The sequence below is a fragment of the Qipengyuania aquimaris genome (assembly GCF_009827445.1).
In the GTDB taxonomy this organism is placed as follows: domain Bacteria; phylum Pseudomonadota; class Alphaproteobacteria; order Sphingomonadales; family Sphingomonadaceae; genus Qipengyuania; species Qipengyuania aquimaris.
Genome location: NZ_WTYI01000001.1, coordinates 1,226,243 through 1,242,327, shown reverse-complemented (window position 1 = coordinate 1,242,327; position 16,085 = coordinate 1,226,243). Strand labels below are relative to the sequence as shown.

19 protein-coding genes and 1 tRNA gene are annotated in these 16,085 nt (G+C 62.3%); 13 read left to right on the top strand and 7 right to left on the bottom strand.

What is annotated here, in order from left to right:
* Window positions 1-5 precede the first annotated feature (5 nt).
* Together aroB and GRI34_RS06095 are read right to left on the bottom strand one after the other, a co-directional pair.
* Entirely contained in the window at window positions 6-1,115 is a 1,110-nt protein-coding gene (aroB, locus tag GRI34_RS06100; RefSeq protein WP_160595177.1) for a 3-dehydroquinate synthase, read from the bottom strand.
* Window positions 1,106-1,675 (bottom strand): shikimate kinase, encoded by a 570-nt coding sequence (locus GRI34_RS06095; RefSeq protein WP_199800123.1) that lies wholly within the window; start codon window positions 1,673-1,675, stop codon window positions 1,106-1,108. Before GRI34_RS06095 ends, aroB begins: the two co-directional genes overlap by 10 nt.
* Window positions 1,676-1,751: 76 nt before the next feature.
* Between GRI34_RS06095 and GRI34_RS13355 the strand changes: the two genes are divergently transcribed.
* The 5 genes from GRI34_RS13355 to GRI34_RS06075 all read left to right on the top strand — a co-directional run bounded on the left by GRI34_RS13355 (window position 1,752) and on the right by GRI34_RS06075 (window position 7,118).
* Window positions 1,752-1,886, top strand: coding sequence for a hypothetical protein (locus tag GRI34_RS13355; RefSeq protein ID WP_267903980.1), 135 nt, complete (start codon window positions 1,752-1,754; stop codon window positions 1,884-1,886).
* Complete coding sequence (locus GRI34_RS06090; protein WP_160595176.1) at window positions 1,883-3,697, top strand: hypothetical protein; 1,815 nt, start codon at window positions 1,883-1,885, stop codon at window positions 3,695-3,697. Before GRI34_RS13355 ends, GRI34_RS06090 begins: the two co-directional genes overlap by 4 nt.
* 7 nt (window positions 3,698-3,704) lie before the next feature.
* Window positions 3,705-4,583 (top strand): tyrosine recombinase, encoded by an 879-nt coding sequence (locus GRI34_RS06085; protein ID WP_160595175.1) that lies wholly within the window; start codon window positions 3,705-3,707, stop codon window positions 4,581-4,583.
* Window positions 4,584-4,593: 10 nt separating this feature from the next.
* Window positions 4,594-5,538, top strand: a complete 945-nt coding sequence (locus GRI34_RS06080) for an acetyl-CoA carboxylase carboxyltransferase subunit alpha (RefSeq protein ID WP_160595174.1) — start codon at window positions 4,594-4,596, stop codon at window positions 5,536-5,538.
* Window positions 5,539-5,651: 113 nt separating this feature from the next.
* A complete protein-coding gene (locus GRI34_RS06075; protein WP_160595173.1) occupies window positions 5,652-7,118 on the top strand; it encodes a M48 family metalloprotease in 1,467 nt (488 codons plus the stop codon).
* An 84-nt stretch (window positions 7,119-7,202) separates the two neighbouring features.
* Here the strand turns inward: GRI34_RS06075 and GRI34_RS06070 are convergent, their stop codons facing one another.
* Together GRI34_RS06070 and GRI34_RS06065 are read right to left on the bottom strand one after the other, a co-directional pair.
* Window positions 7,203-7,394, bottom strand: coding sequence for a Flp family type IVb pilin (locus tag GRI34_RS06070; protein ID WP_100259056.1), 192 nt, complete (start codon window positions 7,392-7,394; stop codon window positions 7,203-7,205).
* 124 nt (window positions 7,395-7,518) lie between these two features.
* Window positions 7,519-7,698 (bottom strand): Flp family type IVb pilin, encoded by a 180-nt coding sequence (locus tag GRI34_RS06065; protein ID WP_160595172.1) that lies wholly within the window; start codon window positions 7,696-7,698, stop codon window positions 7,519-7,521.
* 113 nt (window positions 7,699-7,811) lie between these two features.
* Here GRI34_RS06065 and GRI34_RS06060 point away from each other — a divergent pair, with 113 nt between their 5' ends.
* Window positions 7,812-8,207, top strand: a complete 396-nt coding sequence (locus GRI34_RS06060) for a (deoxy)nucleoside triphosphate pyrophosphohydrolase (protein ID WP_325065228.1) — start codon at window positions 7,812-7,814, stop codon at window positions 8,205-8,207.
* Between the two features lie 44 nt (window positions 8,208-8,251).
* Window positions 8,252-8,328, top strand: a tRNA-Arg gene (locus GRI34_RS06055).
* Between the two features lie 52 nt (window positions 8,329-8,380).
* On the opposite strand, the gene GRI34_RS06050 is transcribed toward GRI34_RS06055, so the two are convergent.
* Entirely contained in the window at window positions 8,381-8,779 is a 399-nt protein-coding gene (locus tag GRI34_RS06050) for a metallopeptidase family protein (protein WP_160595170.1), read from the bottom strand.
* An 88-nt stretch (window positions 8,780-8,867) separates the two neighbouring features.
* Between GRI34_RS06050 and GRI34_RS06045 the strand changes: the two genes are divergently transcribed.
* The 4 genes from GRI34_RS06045 to GRI34_RS06030 all read left to right on the top strand — a co-directional run bounded on the left by GRI34_RS06045 (window position 8,868) and on the right by GRI34_RS06030 (window position 12,906).
* The gene (locus GRI34_RS06045) at window positions 8,868-9,359 is read left to right on the top strand and encodes a hemerythrin domain-containing protein (RefSeq protein WP_160595169.1); all 492 of its coding nucleotides are present in this window, start codon (window positions 8,868-8,870) and stop codon (window positions 9,357-9,359) included.
* A 1-nt stretch (window position 9,360) separates the two neighbouring features.
* A complete protein-coding gene (locus tag GRI34_RS06040) occupies window positions 9,361-10,911 on the top strand; it encodes a phospholipase D-like domain-containing protein (RefSeq protein WP_160595168.1) in 1,551 nt (516 codons plus the stop codon).
* Window positions 10,908-11,519 (top strand): GTP cyclohydrolase I FolE, encoded by a 612-nt coding sequence (gene folE / locus GRI34_RS06035; RefSeq protein WP_100259051.1) that lies wholly within the window; start codon window positions 10,908-10,910, stop codon window positions 11,517-11,519. Before GRI34_RS06040 ends, folE begins: the two co-directional genes overlap by 4 nt.
* A gap of 103 nt (window positions 11,520-11,622) precedes the next feature.
* The gene (locus GRI34_RS06030; RefSeq protein WP_234028158.1) at window positions 11,623-12,906 is read left to right on the top strand and encodes an alpha/beta fold hydrolase; all 1,284 of its coding nucleotides are present in this window, start codon (window positions 11,623-11,625) and stop codon (window positions 12,904-12,906) included.
* A gap of 87 nt (window positions 12,907-12,993) precedes the next feature.
* Here the strand turns inward: GRI34_RS06030 and GRI34_RS06025 are convergent, their stop codons facing one another.
* Together GRI34_RS06025 and GRI34_RS06020 are read right to left on the bottom strand one after the other, a co-directional pair.
* Window positions 12,994-13,254: a hypothetical protein gene (locus GRI34_RS06025; RefSeq protein ID WP_160595166.1), complete on the bottom strand. Its 261-nt coding sequence runs from the start codon at window positions 13,252-13,254 to the stop codon at window positions 12,994-12,996.
* A 79-nt stretch (window positions 13,255-13,333) separates the two neighbouring features.
* Window positions 13,334-13,813: a peroxiredoxin gene (locus GRI34_RS06020; protein ID WP_160595165.1), complete on the bottom strand. Its 480-nt coding sequence runs from the start codon at window positions 13,811-13,813 to the stop codon at window positions 13,334-13,336.
* Between the two features lie 177 nt (window positions 13,814-13,990).
* Here GRI34_RS06020 and GRI34_RS06015 point away from each other — a divergent pair, with 177 nt between their 5' ends.
* Window positions 13,991-14,449, top strand: a complete 459-nt coding sequence (locus GRI34_RS06015; RefSeq protein WP_160595164.1) for an S-adenosyl-L-homocysteine hydrolase — start codon at window positions 13,991-13,993, stop codon at window positions 14,447-14,449.
* Window positions 14,450-14,559: 110 nt separating this feature from the next.
* Window positions 14,560-16,002 carry an adenosylhomocysteinase gene (ahcY, locus tag GRI34_RS06010; RefSeq protein WP_160595163.1) on the top strand — a complete coding sequence of 481 codons (1,443 nt, stop codon included), beginning with the start codon at window positions 14,560-14,562 and terminating at the stop codon, window positions 16,000-16,002.
* Window positions 16,003-16,085: the final 83 nt, after the last annotated feature.

Here is a 16,085-nt window from a genome sequence, read left to right as displayed (position 1 = left end):
CCACGTTAGTGCGCCTGAAGCTGCTCGTCGAGGAAGAGCGCAACGTCGTCCAGCGCCACGTCCTTAGCGAGATATGCTGCACCGATGCTGCGCAACAGGATGAAGGGCAGGGTGCCTGAATCCATCTTCTTGTCGTGCAGCATGTGATCGGCCAGCGCGCGCCCGTCGCAGGTCAGGCCAAGCGCGGAAATTTCCGATGGAAGCCCCGCAGCGTCGACCGCGCGGGTCACGCGCTGCGCATCCTCGATCCCGATATCGCCGCGCCTCGCGGAATAGCGCGCCGCGAGGACCATGCCGAGCGCAACGCCTTCGCCATGCAGCAGCCGGTCGGAAAAGCCGGTTTCCGCCTCGAGTGCATGGCCGAAGGTATGACCGAGGTTCAGCAACGCCCGTGCACCGGACGTCTCGCGCTCGTCCTCCGCGACGATCCGCGCCTTGGCCAGAACGCTCTCAGCAACCGCGTGTTCGAGCGCTTCGTTTTCGCGGTCCACCACCCTGGCGCCGTTTTCCTCGAGCCAGGCGAAGAAGTCCGCGTCGCCTAGCACGCCGTATTTCAGCACTTCCGCATATCCTGCGCGCATCTCGCGGTCGGGCAGGGTGTCGAGCGCCGAAAGATCGGCAAGCACCAGCGAGGGCTGGTGGAATGCACCGACCAGGTTCTTTCCTGCCGACGTGTTGATCGCGGTCTTGCCGCCTACTGAACTGTCGACCTGAGCCAGCAGCGTGGTCGGCAACTGCACGAAACCGCAGCCGCGCTTCAGGATCGCGCAGGCAAAGCCGGTCAGGTCGCCCACGACGCCGCCGCCAAGCGCCAGCACATGGTCGCCGCGCTCCACCCCTTCGGCCAGCAGCCAGTCGGTCAGGCGCGCAAGGCTTTCCCAGCTTTTCGAACTTTCGCCCGGAGCGACATCGTACCAGCGCGGTTCCTTGCCGGAAGCGCGAAGCGAGGCTTCGACGGCAGCGCCCCAGTGTCGGCGCGCATTGGCATCGGCAACGATGGGAACGCCCTGTTTGCGCAGGAACGCCCCGGCTTGATCGGCAACGGATGCCAGAAGGTCGCGCGCAACGCGCACTTCGTAGCTGCGGCCGGCGAGTTCGACGTCGATCACTGCCATGCCGCAAGCTCCTCGATGATGCGCTCTACTGCAACTTCGTGCGGGCCATCCCCGGTCACGACGTGGATTTGCGCCTGCGCGTATGCAGGGCTGCGCTGTTCCTTCAGGTCGCGTAGGATTGCACGCGGGTCGCCGGTCTTGAGCAAGGGGCGCGTATTCTTGCGCGACGTGCGTTCGACCAGCGTGTCGATGTCGCAATCGAGCCAGATCGCCAGCCCGTTCTCGATGACGAGGGCGCGCGTTTCCGGATCGACGAAGGCGCCTCCGCCGGTGGCAATCACGCCATGACCTTCTTCCATGAGCCGCGCGATCACGCGCCGTTCCCCGTCGCGGAAATAGGCTTCACCATGCGCTTCGAAGATTTCCGCCACCGTGCGGTCGGCGGCGCGCTCAATTTCCTCGTCGGCGTCGATGAAATCCCGATCCAGCGCCGAGGCGAGGCGGCGGCCGATACTCGTCTTGCCCACGCCCATCAGACCGACCAGCACGACCGGGCGTGTGATCCGGCGTGCCTGCCGCACGGGATCGGACATATCGTGGGGTGTATGCGCGTTGCTCATTGCCGCTCGGCCTATAGATGGGCTAGGGCGCGGGCAACCCACACGAATATTGATCGAGGATACGAAAATCTTGGCCGTGAAACGCTCGCGTATGATCCTGATCGCTGCGCTCGCCATTCTGGCAGTGCTGGTCGTGGCCTGGATCGACGGCGGTGAAGAGCCGCTGCGTCCGATTTCGGAACCTGTCGAACTGCCAGGAGCAGCAGGATGAAACGCGGCTATTGGCTGGCCGGTGCGGCCCTCGTTATTTCCTCCAGCGTGGTGGTGGCACAGCGCGCACCCGAGAGCATTCTGCCCGGGGCCGCCAATACGCCTGCGCCCGCTCCGGCCCCTGCGACACCTGCGCCCACCCAAAGTCCGACGGCATCGGGCGAAGTGGTGCAGCCTTTGCCGAGTGCGCCTGCGCCGGTCGATACCTCCGGCATCAGCCTGGGCGATATTCCCTCTGTCGAAGAGCTGGAATCGATGACCGCGGCGGAACTCGACGAGGCTTTGGGCCTGAGACCGCGTTACGACATTCCGCCTGCCGCGCGCCGGGCTACCCGCGAAATCGGGATCATTGCGCCTGCAGAGGGCGGATTGCCCACCGGCTCGCTCGCGCGCCAGCCTGCCTCCATCGTGCGCGCTGCACTGGGCGCCGTCCAGGGACCGATGGTGTCGCGCTGGGGACACATCCTGATGCGCCGGGCGCTCGCGAGCCGGCTCGATGCACCGCAGGGCATGGGTCCGGTCGAATTTGCCACCCTTCGCGCACGTGCGCTCAACAGCATGGGCGAATATGCCGCTGCGCGCGCGCTGGTACAGGACATCGATACGGCGAACTACTCGCCCGCGCTGACCCGCGCCGCGATCGACGCCTATGTCGGGACCAGCGATATCGTGGGTGCGTGCCCGGCCGTTCGGCTGGGCAAGGGCGACGAAGAGACGCCGCGCTGGGCAATGCTGGAAGGCATTTGCGCCGCCTTCGCCGGGGAATCGCAGCGGGCGCAGAACGATTTGCGCAGGCTCCTTTCGCGCGCCGAAGGGGACGCGCGGCTCGACGTGCTGCTGGCACAGCGTTTTGCCGGTGCTGCCGGCGAGGGACGGCGAGCGGTGACCATCGAGTGGGACGGGTCGGGCGATCTGACCCCGTGGCGCTTCGCCATGGCGAACGCTCTGGGCGAACCGATCCCCGAAGACCTGACCGACGATCTCGACAATTCGATGCTGATTTCCAGCGCTTTGACACCGGCTCTTTCCGCAGGACAGCGTATCCGCGGTGCCGATGTGGCAGCGGCATCGGGTGTCCTGTCCGCGCGCGCCATCGTGGATCTCTACTCCCTGCTCTACGCAGAGCGAGAGCAAGCGGGCGAAGACCCCGCGTTGCCGGTCGCGTCACGCCTTCGCTCTGCCTATGTCGATCCCTCTCCGGCAGAGCGGATCGCAGCTATCCGCGATGTGTGGAATGGCAGCGATGACGAGTATGGCCGCTATGTCCTAACCGCCTACGCCGCTGCGCGTGTGACGCCGAGCGCGGATTTCGCGGACGATTCCGGAGACCTCATCGCCTCTATGCTGACCGCAGGCCTCGACCGGGATGCGATGCGATGGGCCAATGCTGTCGATGAGGGCAGCCTTGGCTGGGCGCTCCTGGCACTGGCCAATCCGCAGGGCGGCACGGTCACCGACGGCCAGCTCGACACGTTCTTCGACGATGACGAATCCACCCGCAGCCGCAAATCGCGTATGCTGCTGGCTGGCCTCGCCGGACTGGGGCGCGTCGGGCAGGACGAGATTGCCGAGTATTCAGACCGGCTCGAAATGAACTTCACCGCGCCCACCCGCTGGACCCGGATGATCGACAAGGCTGCCGAAGTGAATAATGGCGCACTGGTTGCCTATCTGGCCGGGCTGGGGATGCAGGGAACGAGCTGGGACCAGATGACCGCGCGCCATCTCTATCACATCGTTTCCGCGCTCAATGCAGTGGGCATGGAGGCCGAGGCCAGGATGATCGCCGCGGAGGCGGTCGCGCGGGCCTGACCGGGCCATGAGCGCAATCGACGATTTCCTCGCCATGCTGGCCGCAGAACGCGGCGCGGCCCGGAACACGATCATCGCCTACGGGCGAGACCTGGCGCAGGCAGAGGAAATCGTGGGCGGCGATCTTGCCGCCGCCAACAAGGCGCAACTTTCGAAACTTGGGCAGGGCTGGTCCTCGCTCGCCGCGTCGACCGTGGCTCGCAAGATTTCCGCGCTGCGCCAGTTCTACGGCTTCTTGATGGACGAAGGCCTTCGCGAGGACGATCCGACGCACGCTCTCCCGCGCCCTGCCACGCGCCGTCCCTTGCCCAAGATCCTGACCCACCAGCAGGTCGAGGCACTGTTTGCCCGCGCAGAGGACGAAGCATCGAGCGAGCGGCCCGAAGCCGTACGGATGCTGGTCATGCTCGAACTGCTCTATGGTTCGGGGCTTCGCGCAACGGAGCTCGTCTCACTGCCTTTATCGGCGGTGCCGCGCGACGAACCCTTTCTCACGGTGACCGGGAAGGGCGGCCAGGCGCGGCTGGTGCCGATCAGCCGCCGCGCCAAGAAAGCGCTGTCGCGATGGCTGTCATTGCGCCCGGGTGGATCCACGTTCCTGTTTCCGTCGCGCGCAGGACATATCTCGCGGGTCCGTCTGTTCCAGATGCTGAAGGAACTTGCCGTGCGCGCCGATTTGCCCCCCGAAAAGCTCAGCCCCCACGTCTTGCGTCACGCCTTCGCGACTCACCTGCTGGAGGGCGGGGCGGGCCTGCGCGCCTTGCAGACATTGCTCGGCCATGCGGATATCGCGACGACACAAATCTATACCCATGTCGACGCGGCACGGTTGGTAAAGCTCGTCAACGAACGGCATCCACTTGCCCGCCCGCGCGCGAGCGACTAGCGGGGTGGCAATGGTTTCCTATCTTGAATTCGAAAAGCCCGTCGCCGAACTCGAAACGCGCCTTGCGGAACTGCGCAGCGCTGCCGAGGGCGACGATGTCGATATCACGAACGAGCTCCAGCGCCTTGAACTCAAGAGCGCGGACTTGCTCGCTTCCACCTATGCCTCGCTGACGCCGTGGCAGAAAACGCAGGTCGCGCGGCACCCTTCGCGTCCGCATTTCCGCGACTACGTGGAGTATGCATTCGAGGAATTCGTGCCGCTGGGCGGAGACCGCGCCTATGGCGAAGACGAAGCCATCATGGGCGGCTTTGCCAAGCTGAACGGCCGCAAGATCGTGCTGATCGGCCACGAAAAGGGCAATGATACCGCCAGTCGCATCCGTCACAATTTCGGCATGGGCAAGCCCGAAGGCTATCGCAAGGCGATCCGCCTGATGGAACTTGCCGGCCGGTTCGACCTGCCGGTCGTCACCCTTGTTGACACTTCCGGCGCGTTTCCGGGCGTCGAAGCGGAAGAACGCGGCCAGGCCGAAGCGATTGCACGTTCCACCGAAGCCTGCCTCGCGCTGCCGGTGCCCATGGTGGCCAGCATCGTGGGCGAGGGCGGTTCGGGCGGCGCAGTGGCGCTGGCCAGCGCCGAACGCGTGCTGATGCTCGAACACGCGGTCTATTCGGTGATTTCGCCCGAAGGCTGTGCATCCATCCTGTGGCGTACGGCCGAAAAGGCGCCCGATGCGGCAGAGGCCATGAAGGTGACGGCGCAGAACCTGAAGGAGCTGGGCGTGATCGACCGCATCGTGGCCGAACCTGTGGGCGGCGCGCATCGCGATCCGCGTGCAGCGGCACATAGCCTTGCGGAAGCGATCGGCGAGGAACTCGACAAGCTGTCGATTCACTCTCCGGAAGAGCTTAAGCGGATGCGCGAGGAGCGCTTCCTGCAGATCGCAGGCTGATCGACTTCATTTGCGCGGTGCGGGAACAAACAGCCGCATCCCCCTGTTCTCCCTAGCGTAAACAACCGGCCCGGCGGCGGTGGGACCCGCTTGGCCAGACGAAGGGGAACCCAATGTCCGTCATGAAGACACTCGCCGCATCCACCGCCACCATTGCGTTGGCCCTCACGGGCTGTGCCACCATTCCAGATTCATCCGCGCCGATATCGCAGGGTGAAGCACAGCAGGGCGCAGAGGCCCATCCGCAGCTGCTGGCCGAGTTCGGCGGAGCGATGACCGGCCCGCAGGCCCAGTATGTGGAAATGGTCGGCCAGAACATCGCCGTCCAGTCAGGCCTTGCCAATGCGCGCGGCAGCTTCACAGTTTCGCTGCTGAACAGCCCGGTAAACAACGCATTCGCGATCCCCGGCGGGTACGTCTACACGACGCGCCAGCTCGTTTCACTGATGAACAACGAAGCCGAACTGGCGGGCGTTCTCGGCCACGAAGTCGGCCACGTCGCGGCTCGCCACTCGCAGCGTCGCCAGCAGGCTGCCCAGCGTAACTCGATCCTCGGTGTGCTCGGCGCGATCGCCAGCCAGGCCCTGCTTGGCGGCACCGGCCTCGGACAGCAGCTTGGACAGCTCTCATTGCAGGGCTCGCAGCTCCTGACCCTCAAGTTCTCGCGCAGCCAGGAGCTGGAAGCCGACCGCCTCGGTATCCAGTATCTCAATCAGGCAGGATACGACACGCGTGCAATGGCTACCGTTCTGTCCAGCCTTGCAGCGCAAAACTCGCTCGATGCGCAGTTGATGGGACGCGACAACGCGCGCCTTCCGGAATGGGCTTCGACCCACCCCGATCCTGCCAGCCGCGTACAGACCGCTCTGAATTTCGCGCAGGAAGTCGGCGGAACCGGCCGCGTGACGAATCGCGACACATTCCTCACCCGTATCGACGGCATCCTGTATGGCGATGATCCGCAGCAGGGCGTCGTCGAAGGGCGCCAGTTCATCCATCCGGACCTGCGCCTGGCGTTCACCGCGCCGCAGGGCTTCTACATGGTCAACGGCACGCGCGCCGTCACCATCAGCGGGCAGAGCGGCAAGGCTCAATTCTCGCTTGGGCCGTATAATGGCAATCTGCAGAGCTATGTCACCAGCGTCTTCGGTGCGCTGAGCGACCAGCAGCAGGTTCGCCCCGCCAGCATCCAGACCACCACGGTCAACGGATTGCCTGCCGCCTACGGCACTGCGCGGGTCAATTCGGGCAACCAGAACCTGGATGTCACGGTGTTTGCGTATGAATTCTCGAACGACCGCGCCTACCACTTCCTGGCGCTGACCCCGGCGGGCCAGTCCGGCACGTTCAATTCGATGTTTTCGTCGATGCGCCGCATTACCGCGCAGCAGGCGGCCAATGTCATCCCGCGTCATGTGGATGTCGTGACGGTCGGATCGCGCGATACGGTTGCGACGATGGCGGCGCGCATGGCCTACGACAGCGGACAGGAAGCGCGCTTCCGCGTGCTCAATGGCCTCTCGTCGACCGATCGCCTGCAGGCCGGTCAGAAGGTAAAGATCGTGGTGCGGGGCCGCTAAGCCCCTGATCACTTTTACCGCGAGCAACAAAAAAGGCGGCGAGGTTTCCCTCGCCGCCTTCTTTTTTCGTTACCGAAGGGTCTATTAGACGCCGTTCGGAGCCTTGGCGTTTGCCGTAGCCATTTCACCGTCAACGGTGTTGAAGGTCGTGCTGAGCTCGCCACCGAGGCTCTGCATGGCAGTGATAGCAGCAACAGCGATAAGAGCAGCGATCAGGCCGTACTCGATAGCGGTTGCACCTTCTTCGTTGCGACGCAGCGTTTTGATGAACTTCATGTGTAGTCTCCTGGTTCAGTCTTCGTTACCCGGCTCTCGCCCCTGTTGAAGCTTGAGCAATTCTCGTTCTGACGCCGACAAGTTGACAAATTGCTAATCAACCGACCGACTTCTTCGCTCCCGTTCAGACCCCGGTGACCGCCGAAATGGCAGTTGCCACCCTGTTCCACATATCGATGGTGGTCTGTCCAAAGGAGCTGACCGCACCGAGCATGGAGAGGAAGATCAGAGCGAGAATCAGCCCGTATTCAACAGCGGTGGCACCTTCGGTGTCGCGTCCCAGTCTTTTGAGAAATTCGACCACTTGTGTTGCCCCCAAAGTCAATTCGTAGCTGACATCGTCGAACTACTCGGTCAGGCGTTAAGAAAAGGTTTCGGGAAGGATCAGTTTTGGAAAATTATCCGACATGGCGCTGCGTGGTCGCCCTTGCGCTTGGTGACAGGGAGGGCCGTTGGCTGATGCACAGACGCCCCGATAACAAGCACCACGGCGGGTTGTGGGAGTTCCCTGGCGGCAAGGTCGAGGCTGACGAAACGCCCGCTTGCGCCTTGGTTCGCGAGGTGAAGGAGGAATTAGGGATAGATGTCCGCGCCGAGGATCTGTCGCCCTGTTGCTTCGCCCAGGAGGGCGAGGATGTCGGCCCCAACCCGATTGTCATACTTCTTTACACTTGCACCCGATGGACCGGGAAAGCCTCTGCGCTCGAGGGCGGTGCGGTGGAATGGGTGAGGGGCCGTGACATAGAGAAACTGGCCAAGCCACCGCTGGATATCGAGCTTGCTGCACATTTGCTCGCCAAAATGCCCGATTAGGTGTTGCCAAGGCCGCATCGCCTGCCTATGTGCCGCCCTCCAACGCGCCAGTAGCTCAGCTGGATAGAGTACCTGACTACGAATCAGGCGGTCGGAGGTTCGAATCCTTCCTGGCGCGCCAAACAAGCCCATGACCCCCAGCGGTCGTGGGCTTCTTTGGTTCTAGGCCTGAATCAGTCGGCGCGATCTTCCAGTAGATGCATGTCTTCGTCGCTGAAGCCGAAGTGGTGGCCCGCTTCGTGAATCACGACATGGCGCACGAGATCGTCCATGCGAACGCCCGTTTCGCGCCATTCCGCGATCAACGGTTTGCAGAAGAGCCAGATGCGTGCCGGCATGCGTCCACTAGCCCAGATCGAGCGGTCGGGCAGTGATTCGCCTTCGTACAGGCCGGTCAGGTGCCATTTGCTCTCGATCTCGACGGCCGCGAGCTGTTCCTCTGTGGCGAAGTCCTCCACCCGCAAAACGATTTCTTCCATCTGCAAGCGGAAGTGATCAGGCAGCGATGCGCGTACGGCTTCTGCCATCTGTTGCATCTGCTCCTGCGTGGGTCCCGATCGATCGTGAAGCATCCGTCCTATATGAGTCGCCACCTATCATCGTGCAAGGACGGAACCCGGCGCGCCTTCGCCTGTTCAATCAGGCAAAGGAGAAACACCCATGTCCGACACCACCGAAATCTTCGATCGCCTGAAAGAAGACCACGATCGCCATCGCGACCTGATCGACAAGCTGCTCGAAACGAGCGGCGAGAGCGAGAAGCGCGAAGAGCTCTTCACAGAACTCACTAAGGAATTGAAGAGCCACGCCGCCGCAGAAGAGCAGGCGCTCTATTCCACCATGCTGCGCAAGCCGCCGACCACCGACGAAACGCGCCATTCCGTTGCCGAGCATGACGAAATCGACGAAATGCTGAACGACCTGGCCGCTACCGACATGTCCGAGGGCGGCTGGCTGACCAAGTTCAAGAAGTTCGCCCACGATTACCGCCACCACATCGACGAAGAAGAGGAAGACCACTTCCCCGACTTTGCGAACTACCTCGACGATGAAGACCAGGAGCACATGCGCGAGGTTTTCGATCGCCGTAAGAAGGAAGAGAAAGCGGACGCCGAATTGACGCCCGAAAAGAAAGAGGAAGCCAAGGAGTAAGATGGCCAAGGGGGAGGAGGGGCAACCCGCAGATCCGAAACAAGTGTCCCGGCTCGACGAAGGCGTCGAGCCGGGCGTTTGGCGTTATGCAAAGGTCGACCGTGCGCGGGTGATCATCGACGCGGCGGACTATTTCGCTGCGATGCAGGAAGCGATGATGAATGCGAAGCATCGCATTTTCCTCATCGGCTGGGATTTCGATACCCGCATCCATCTGGGCGAAGGGCGCCGCTGGTGGCAGCGGCCGTTCAAGGACAAGTACCCCGCGAGGCTGGGCAGCTTTTTCTCGTGGCTCATCAATCGCGAAAAATCGCTCGAGATCCGAATCCTCAAATGGAGCTTCGGCGTTTTCAAATTCGTCCTGCGCGGTTCCATGTGGTGGGATCTGACGCGATGGGCACGCCATCGCCGGATCGATTTCAAGTTCGACAGTGCCCACCCGACCGGCTGCAGCCACCACCAGAAGATCGGTATCCTCGACAATTCGCTGGCTGTGTGCGGCGGTATCGACATGACCGTGAAGCGGCTCGACACGCGCGAGCACAAGGAAGACGAGCCGATGCGCCGCACTCCGCGCGGCGAACCTTACGAGCCCTGGCACGACGCCTCGATGATGATGGAAGGCGAAATTGCCGAGGCGCTGAGCGACCTGGGGCGCGATCGCTGGATTAGGGCCGGGGGCACGCCGTTGCTGCCGATCCAGCCGCGCGATGAAAGCCTCTGGCCCGAAGGCCTTGAGCCGACCTTCGAAAACGTTGAGATCGGCATTGCACGCACCCGCGCCGAACATCGCGACTGGTCGGAAGTGAAAGAGATCGAGCATCTCTTCGTCGACCACATCAAACGTGCCGAGAAATTCATCTACGCGGAAAGCCAGTACTTTGCCTCGCGTGCAGTGGCGGAAGCAATCATCGAGCGAGTGCAAGAGGACGATCCTCCGGAATTTGTTATCGTCCATCCTGAAAAGGCCGACGGTTGGCTGGAACAGCAGGCAATGGACCATGCGCGCGCCGAGATCGTCCGCTGTATTGAGGAAGTCGACCACAAGCACCGCTTCACCATCTGGTGCCCGTGGTCGGGGGAAACGCCGATTTACGTCCACGCCAAGATGATGATCGTCGACGACAAGATCTTCCGCATCGGATCGGCCAATCTCAACAATCGCTCCATGGGCCTCGACAGCGAATGCGACGTGTTCGTCGACTCGACCCGGCCGGGCAACGAGCACGCCGCCGATCCTATCCGAGCGATCCGCCACTCGCTTCTCGCCGAACATTGCGGCGTGGAAGAGGATGAGGTGCCAGAGATGCTGGCTCGCTACGGCTCGATGGCCGCCATGATCGACCACACAGTCACCGAGGGCGGCCGCAATCTGCGCCGCTATCACCCGCCTGACCTCAACGATGCCGAGAAAGCCGTCGCTCAGAGCGGTGTCCTGGATCCCGAAGATCCCGACGATATGTTCGAGCCGTTTGCAAATGGCGGTCTTTTCCGCAAGGGAAGCCGCCTCGAACGGGTTCGCACCAAGATCAAAGGGAAGTGGGGCAAGTGAGCAGCCTTGTAGGTCCAGACGAAGACGATCCGCGCGGCAAGCCGCCGGTACCGGAACACGTGCAGGACGCGATCCGCACCCTGATCGAGTGGACCGGAGACGATCCCACCCGCGAAGGTCTTCTCGATACGCCCGCGCGCGTCGCGCGCGCGTGGAAGGAATACTGTCTCGGCTATACCGAAGACCCTTCCTACCACCTGAGCCGCGTTTTCGAAGAGGTCGGCGGGTATAACGAGATCGTCCTGCTCAAGGACATTCCGTTCCAGTCGCATTGCGAACACCACATGGCCCCGATCATCGGCAAGGCGGCCATCGCCTACCTGCCGAACGACCGTGTGGTGGGCATCTCGAAACTCGCCCGCGTCCTCCACGGCTTCGCGCGCCGCCTGCAGGTGCAGGAGCGCCTGACCGCCGAGGTCGCCGATTGTATCTGGGAGCATTTGCAGCCCCAGGGCGTCGCTGTGGTGATCGAAGCCTCGCACAGCTGCATGACCGCCCGCGGCGTGCGCACGCCCGGCGTCGGCATGATCACCAGCCGCATGATGGGCACCTTCCTCGAAGACCAGCGCAGCCGCAAGGAAGTGCTGAGCCTGATGGGGTATGGCTGAGCGTCAGAGGCGCGGTAGAGCTTGGTGCATGACTTCAACAGGTAGTTGCGTCTCATCCGCTTAGGTGTATTATCCGTGTATGTCACCAAAACATCTGATCGGATTGAGCCTCCTAACACTGACAGCCTGCGGCACCTCGCCGACAGAGGTGGTGTCTGCCAGCGCCCAGGCCACGACAGCCGCCTTTTCTTCGGGTCCATGCGAGGTCGGCATTTATGGTGAGCCGAGCGGTCGTTTCGTCGCTATCACGCGGTCTCAAGACGGCTTTAGCTACGCCTTCGAGGATGGCCGGATCGGATCGACCGAGGAACCTGACGAAGTCGTTCGATGCGGGAAAGGCTCCGTTCTCGTCAACGGCGAACATGTCTGGTCCACGATACCGATACGGGTGACGAACACGCGCTTCGCCTCCGGTGAGGTGATGCTGGCTGGACAACTACTCGAACCTGCCGATGCCGACGGAGACACACCTCTTATTGCATATGCGCATGGTTCCGAACCGACAGGGTGGATAGAGGCGGTCCGCGATCCGTATCAAATGCTTGGGAGGGGCATTTCGGTATTCGTTTTCGACAAACGAGGCACTGGGCAGTCGGAAGGGCGCTATTCGCAAAATTTCCCGCGTCTGGCCGGCGATCTGGTTGCCGCATCGATGGAGGCGAAGCGTCTGGCGGCGGGACGGTTCGGCCGCTTCGGGCTGGTCGGTCTGAGCCAGGGAGGATGGGTCGCTCCGCTAGCTGCAGAACGGTCGCAGGCCGACTTCATCGCTATCGGCTACGGCCTCGTCGCAGATATTCGTGAAGAAGACGCCAGCCAGGTGCAAAAGGAACTTCGCGACGCCGGCTATGGGAAGGATGTCCTCGCGATCGCGCAGAATATCACCGACGTCACGGCGCGGGTGGCGTCTTCGGACTATAAGGACGGTCTGGACGAGCTGGCGGCAATCCAGCAGCAATATGCTTCCGAACCATGGTTCCAGCTCATACGCGGCGGCTACACGGGTGTTTTTCTCAACACGCCCGTTGAACAGCTTCGGCAAGAGGGCGTGCCCCGGTTCAACGATCTCGATATCGATTGGTCGCTAGAGCCGATGAGCGTCCTGCGGGATGTTGAGGTACCCCAACTCTGGGTCCTTGCGGGCGAAGATCGGGAAGCTCCGATCGGCCTCACGCTTGAACGCCTCCAGAGCCTTCGTCGCTCCGGGAGCGATATTGCGATCCGTGTTTTTCCCGAGACCGATCACGGCATGTGGGAGTACGAGCAATCTCCCGATGGAATGCGCGAATACTTTCGTGTCACGCCGGGATATTATGATCTCATGGCCGACTACATCAAAGGAAGGTCCGGTCGCGACTACGGGCGCTCCGTTTCGGTTACGGTAGAATGAGGTCGAACCTTCGTTAGCCGGGGAAGGGTCAACCTTCCCTCGCTCACCTCGAAAATCGCCAACGTGGTGGCTCGGCCGCGACCGCTGCTATGCGCCGAACATTCTTTCGATAAGCCCGCGCTTCTTGCGGACCGGCGCCGTTTCTCCGGCGAGGGTGTAGAGGTAGTTGCCCAGCTGGACCGCCTGTTCCTTGCTCAGGAAATAGCGATACTCGCGCACATCCTCTTCGCTCTCGACGACCTTTCGGGTGCTTTGCATCTTGAGCGCGATGCGCTCGCCCGCCGGTGACGAGCTCCATCCCAAAAGGATGCCGAAGTTCTCGTCGCTGCTGTCTTTCCCCTGCGTCATGCACGAAAGACTGCGCCCCGCCGTGCCGTGAGGCAAGACGGGGCGCCGCTTTGTCCGCAATCGGGACAGGTGATGCAGGTTATATCTGGCCGAGCATGTGCTCCGCGCTCGATACCGAGAAATCGCCCGGCGCTTCCACGTTGAGCTGTTTCACAACGCCGTCTTCGACCAGCATTGAGTAGCGCTGACCGCGCTTGCCCATGCCGAAGCCTGAACCGTCCATGGTGAGGCCGACGGCTTCGGCGAAATCGGCATTGCCGTCTGCCAGCATGGTCACTTCGCCAGCTTCGTTCGCGCCCTTCCAGGCGCCGAGTACGAATGCGTCGTTGACCGCCGTGCAGGCAATCTCGTCGACGCCCTTGGCCTTGAGGTCATCGGCCTTTTCAACATAGCCCGGCAGGTGGCGCGCAGAGCAAGTGGGCGTGAAAGCGCCTGGCACCGAAAACAGCGCCACGGTCTTGCCCTTGAAATACTCGCTCGACTGGACCTGCTCGGGTCCATCGGGCGTTGCCTTCACCAGCGTTACATCGGGGAGGCTGTCGCCTACAGCGATTGTCATTTGTTAAAACTCCTGTGTCTTCCCGTCCACACTCACGATGTAGAGAGACGAACCGTGCATGCAAGGGAGTCGAGTGGTTAACGTCAGTTTACCGCGCGGGTTTAAATCCCGGTAAATTTTTGCACTCATGGTTTCCATCGCGGGCAACGGGTCGTCCGCGAAGGGAGACCAGGGACTATGAAAAATTTAAGGAAATTTGCGCTCGCGGCTTCGGCGGCAGCGATGCTTTGCGCGCCGACCACTGCCAGCGCCGGGACGGGCGATGAGCAGATTCGCAAGCTGGACATCATGCTGATGGTGACGTCGCTGAGGTGCCGCATGGGAAGCGACGACTTCCAGCACCATTATCGCAAATTCTCTTCCAACCACCTGTCTACGCTCAACGGCGCGGCGCGGCGGATGGAGCAGAGCATGGTGAAGCGTCACGGAAGCAAGGGCGCCAAGCGCAAGCTCGACCAGATCAGCGTCGGCATGGCGAACCAGTACGGGCAGGGACACCCGTGGCTGGGCTGTGCCGAACTGAAAGAGATCACGTCGGACCTTGCAGGTTCCAAAGATCCTGCGGTCCTGGCCCAGGCCGCCGACGAATTGCTCGGACCGCGTCCGCGGAGCGGTGGACGCTACGCACGACGCTGAGGCCTTTCGGGATACGCGAGGGAGGGCAGCAGAGGGGCGCTGTTGCCCTCCCATAAATGAAGGGCTAGGGGCGGCGCATCTGTGTGCCGCCCCTTTTCCGTGCGCGGCGCATGAATCCGGACATATCAAGAAAAGGACCGCCAGTGGCCCAGTTTACAGACTACGTCGTCAAAGACATTTCGCTCGCCGATTACGGCCGCGAAGAAATCCGTATCGCAGAAACCGAAATGCCGGGCCTGATGGCAACGCGCGAGGAATACGGCGCATCGCAGCCGCTCAAGGGCGCGCGTATCACCGGCTCGCTCCACATGACGATCCAGACTGCGGTGCTGATCGAAACGCTGACCGCGCTGGGTGCCGAAGTGCGCTGGGCGACTTGCAACATCTACTCGACGCAAGACCATGCAGCTGCCGCCATGGCTGCCAACGAGATTCCCGTATTTGCCGTGAAGGGCGAAAGCCTTGCCGAATATTGGGACTATGTCGGCAAGATCTTCGACTGGTCTTCCGATGAAGATCCCGATTGCACGGCGAACCTTATCCTCGACGATGGCGGCGACGCGACCATGTTCGCCCTGTGGGGTGCGCGTATCGAAGCAGGCGAGGAAATGCCCGAGCCGCAGAACGCCGAAGAAATCGAAATGCAGCGCGCGCTCAAGGCGTTTGTCGCGAAGAAGCCGGGCTACCTCACTAAGAGCGTCAAGGCGATCAAGGGCGTTTCGGAAGAAACCACCACTGGCGTCCACCGCCTTTACCACCTCGCCAAGCAGGGCAAGCTGCCGTTCCCGGCGATCAACGTGAACGACAGCGTGACCAAGTCGAAGTTCGACAACCTCTACGGCTGCCGCGAATCGCTGGTCGACGCGATCCGCCGCGCCACCGACGTCATGCTGTCGGGCAAGGTCGCTTGCGTTGCCGGCTTCGGCGATGTCGGCAAGGGCTCGGCCCAGTCGCTGCGTAATGGCGGCGCGCGCGTACTCGTCACCGAAATCGACCCGATCTGCGCGCTTCAGGCGGCCATGGACGGTTTCGAAGTCGTCACCATGGAAGACGCCGTGAAGCGTGCCGACATCTTCGTGACCACCACCGGCAATGAAGACGTGATCACGGCAGAGCACATGAAGTCGATGAAGCCGATGAGCATCGTGTGCAACATCGGTCACTTCGACAGCGAGATCCAGATCTCCGCGCTCGACAATTACGAGTGGACCGAACTCAAGCCCGGCACCGACCTCGTGAAGTTCCCCGATGGCAAGGAAATCATCGTGCTGGCCAAGGGCCGCCTGGTGAACCTCGCCTGCGCCACCGGCCACCCCAGCTTCGTGATGAGTTGTTCCTTCACAAACCAGGTGCTGGCGCAGATCGAGCTGTGGGAAAACACCGACGGATACGAAAACGACGTCTACGTCCTGCCCAAGAAACTGGACGAGAAGGTCGCCGCGCTCCACCTCGACAAGCTTGGCGTCCAGCTCACCAAGCTGAGCCAGGAGCAGGCGGACTATATCGGCGTTCCGGTCGAAGGTCCGTTCAAGCCGGAACATTATCGCTACTAAGCGGCGATTCCCGCTTTTCGGCGGGTTATTCAATCATGTGAGGCGGCGGGGCATTGCATCCCCGCCGCTGCACGCATAGCTGG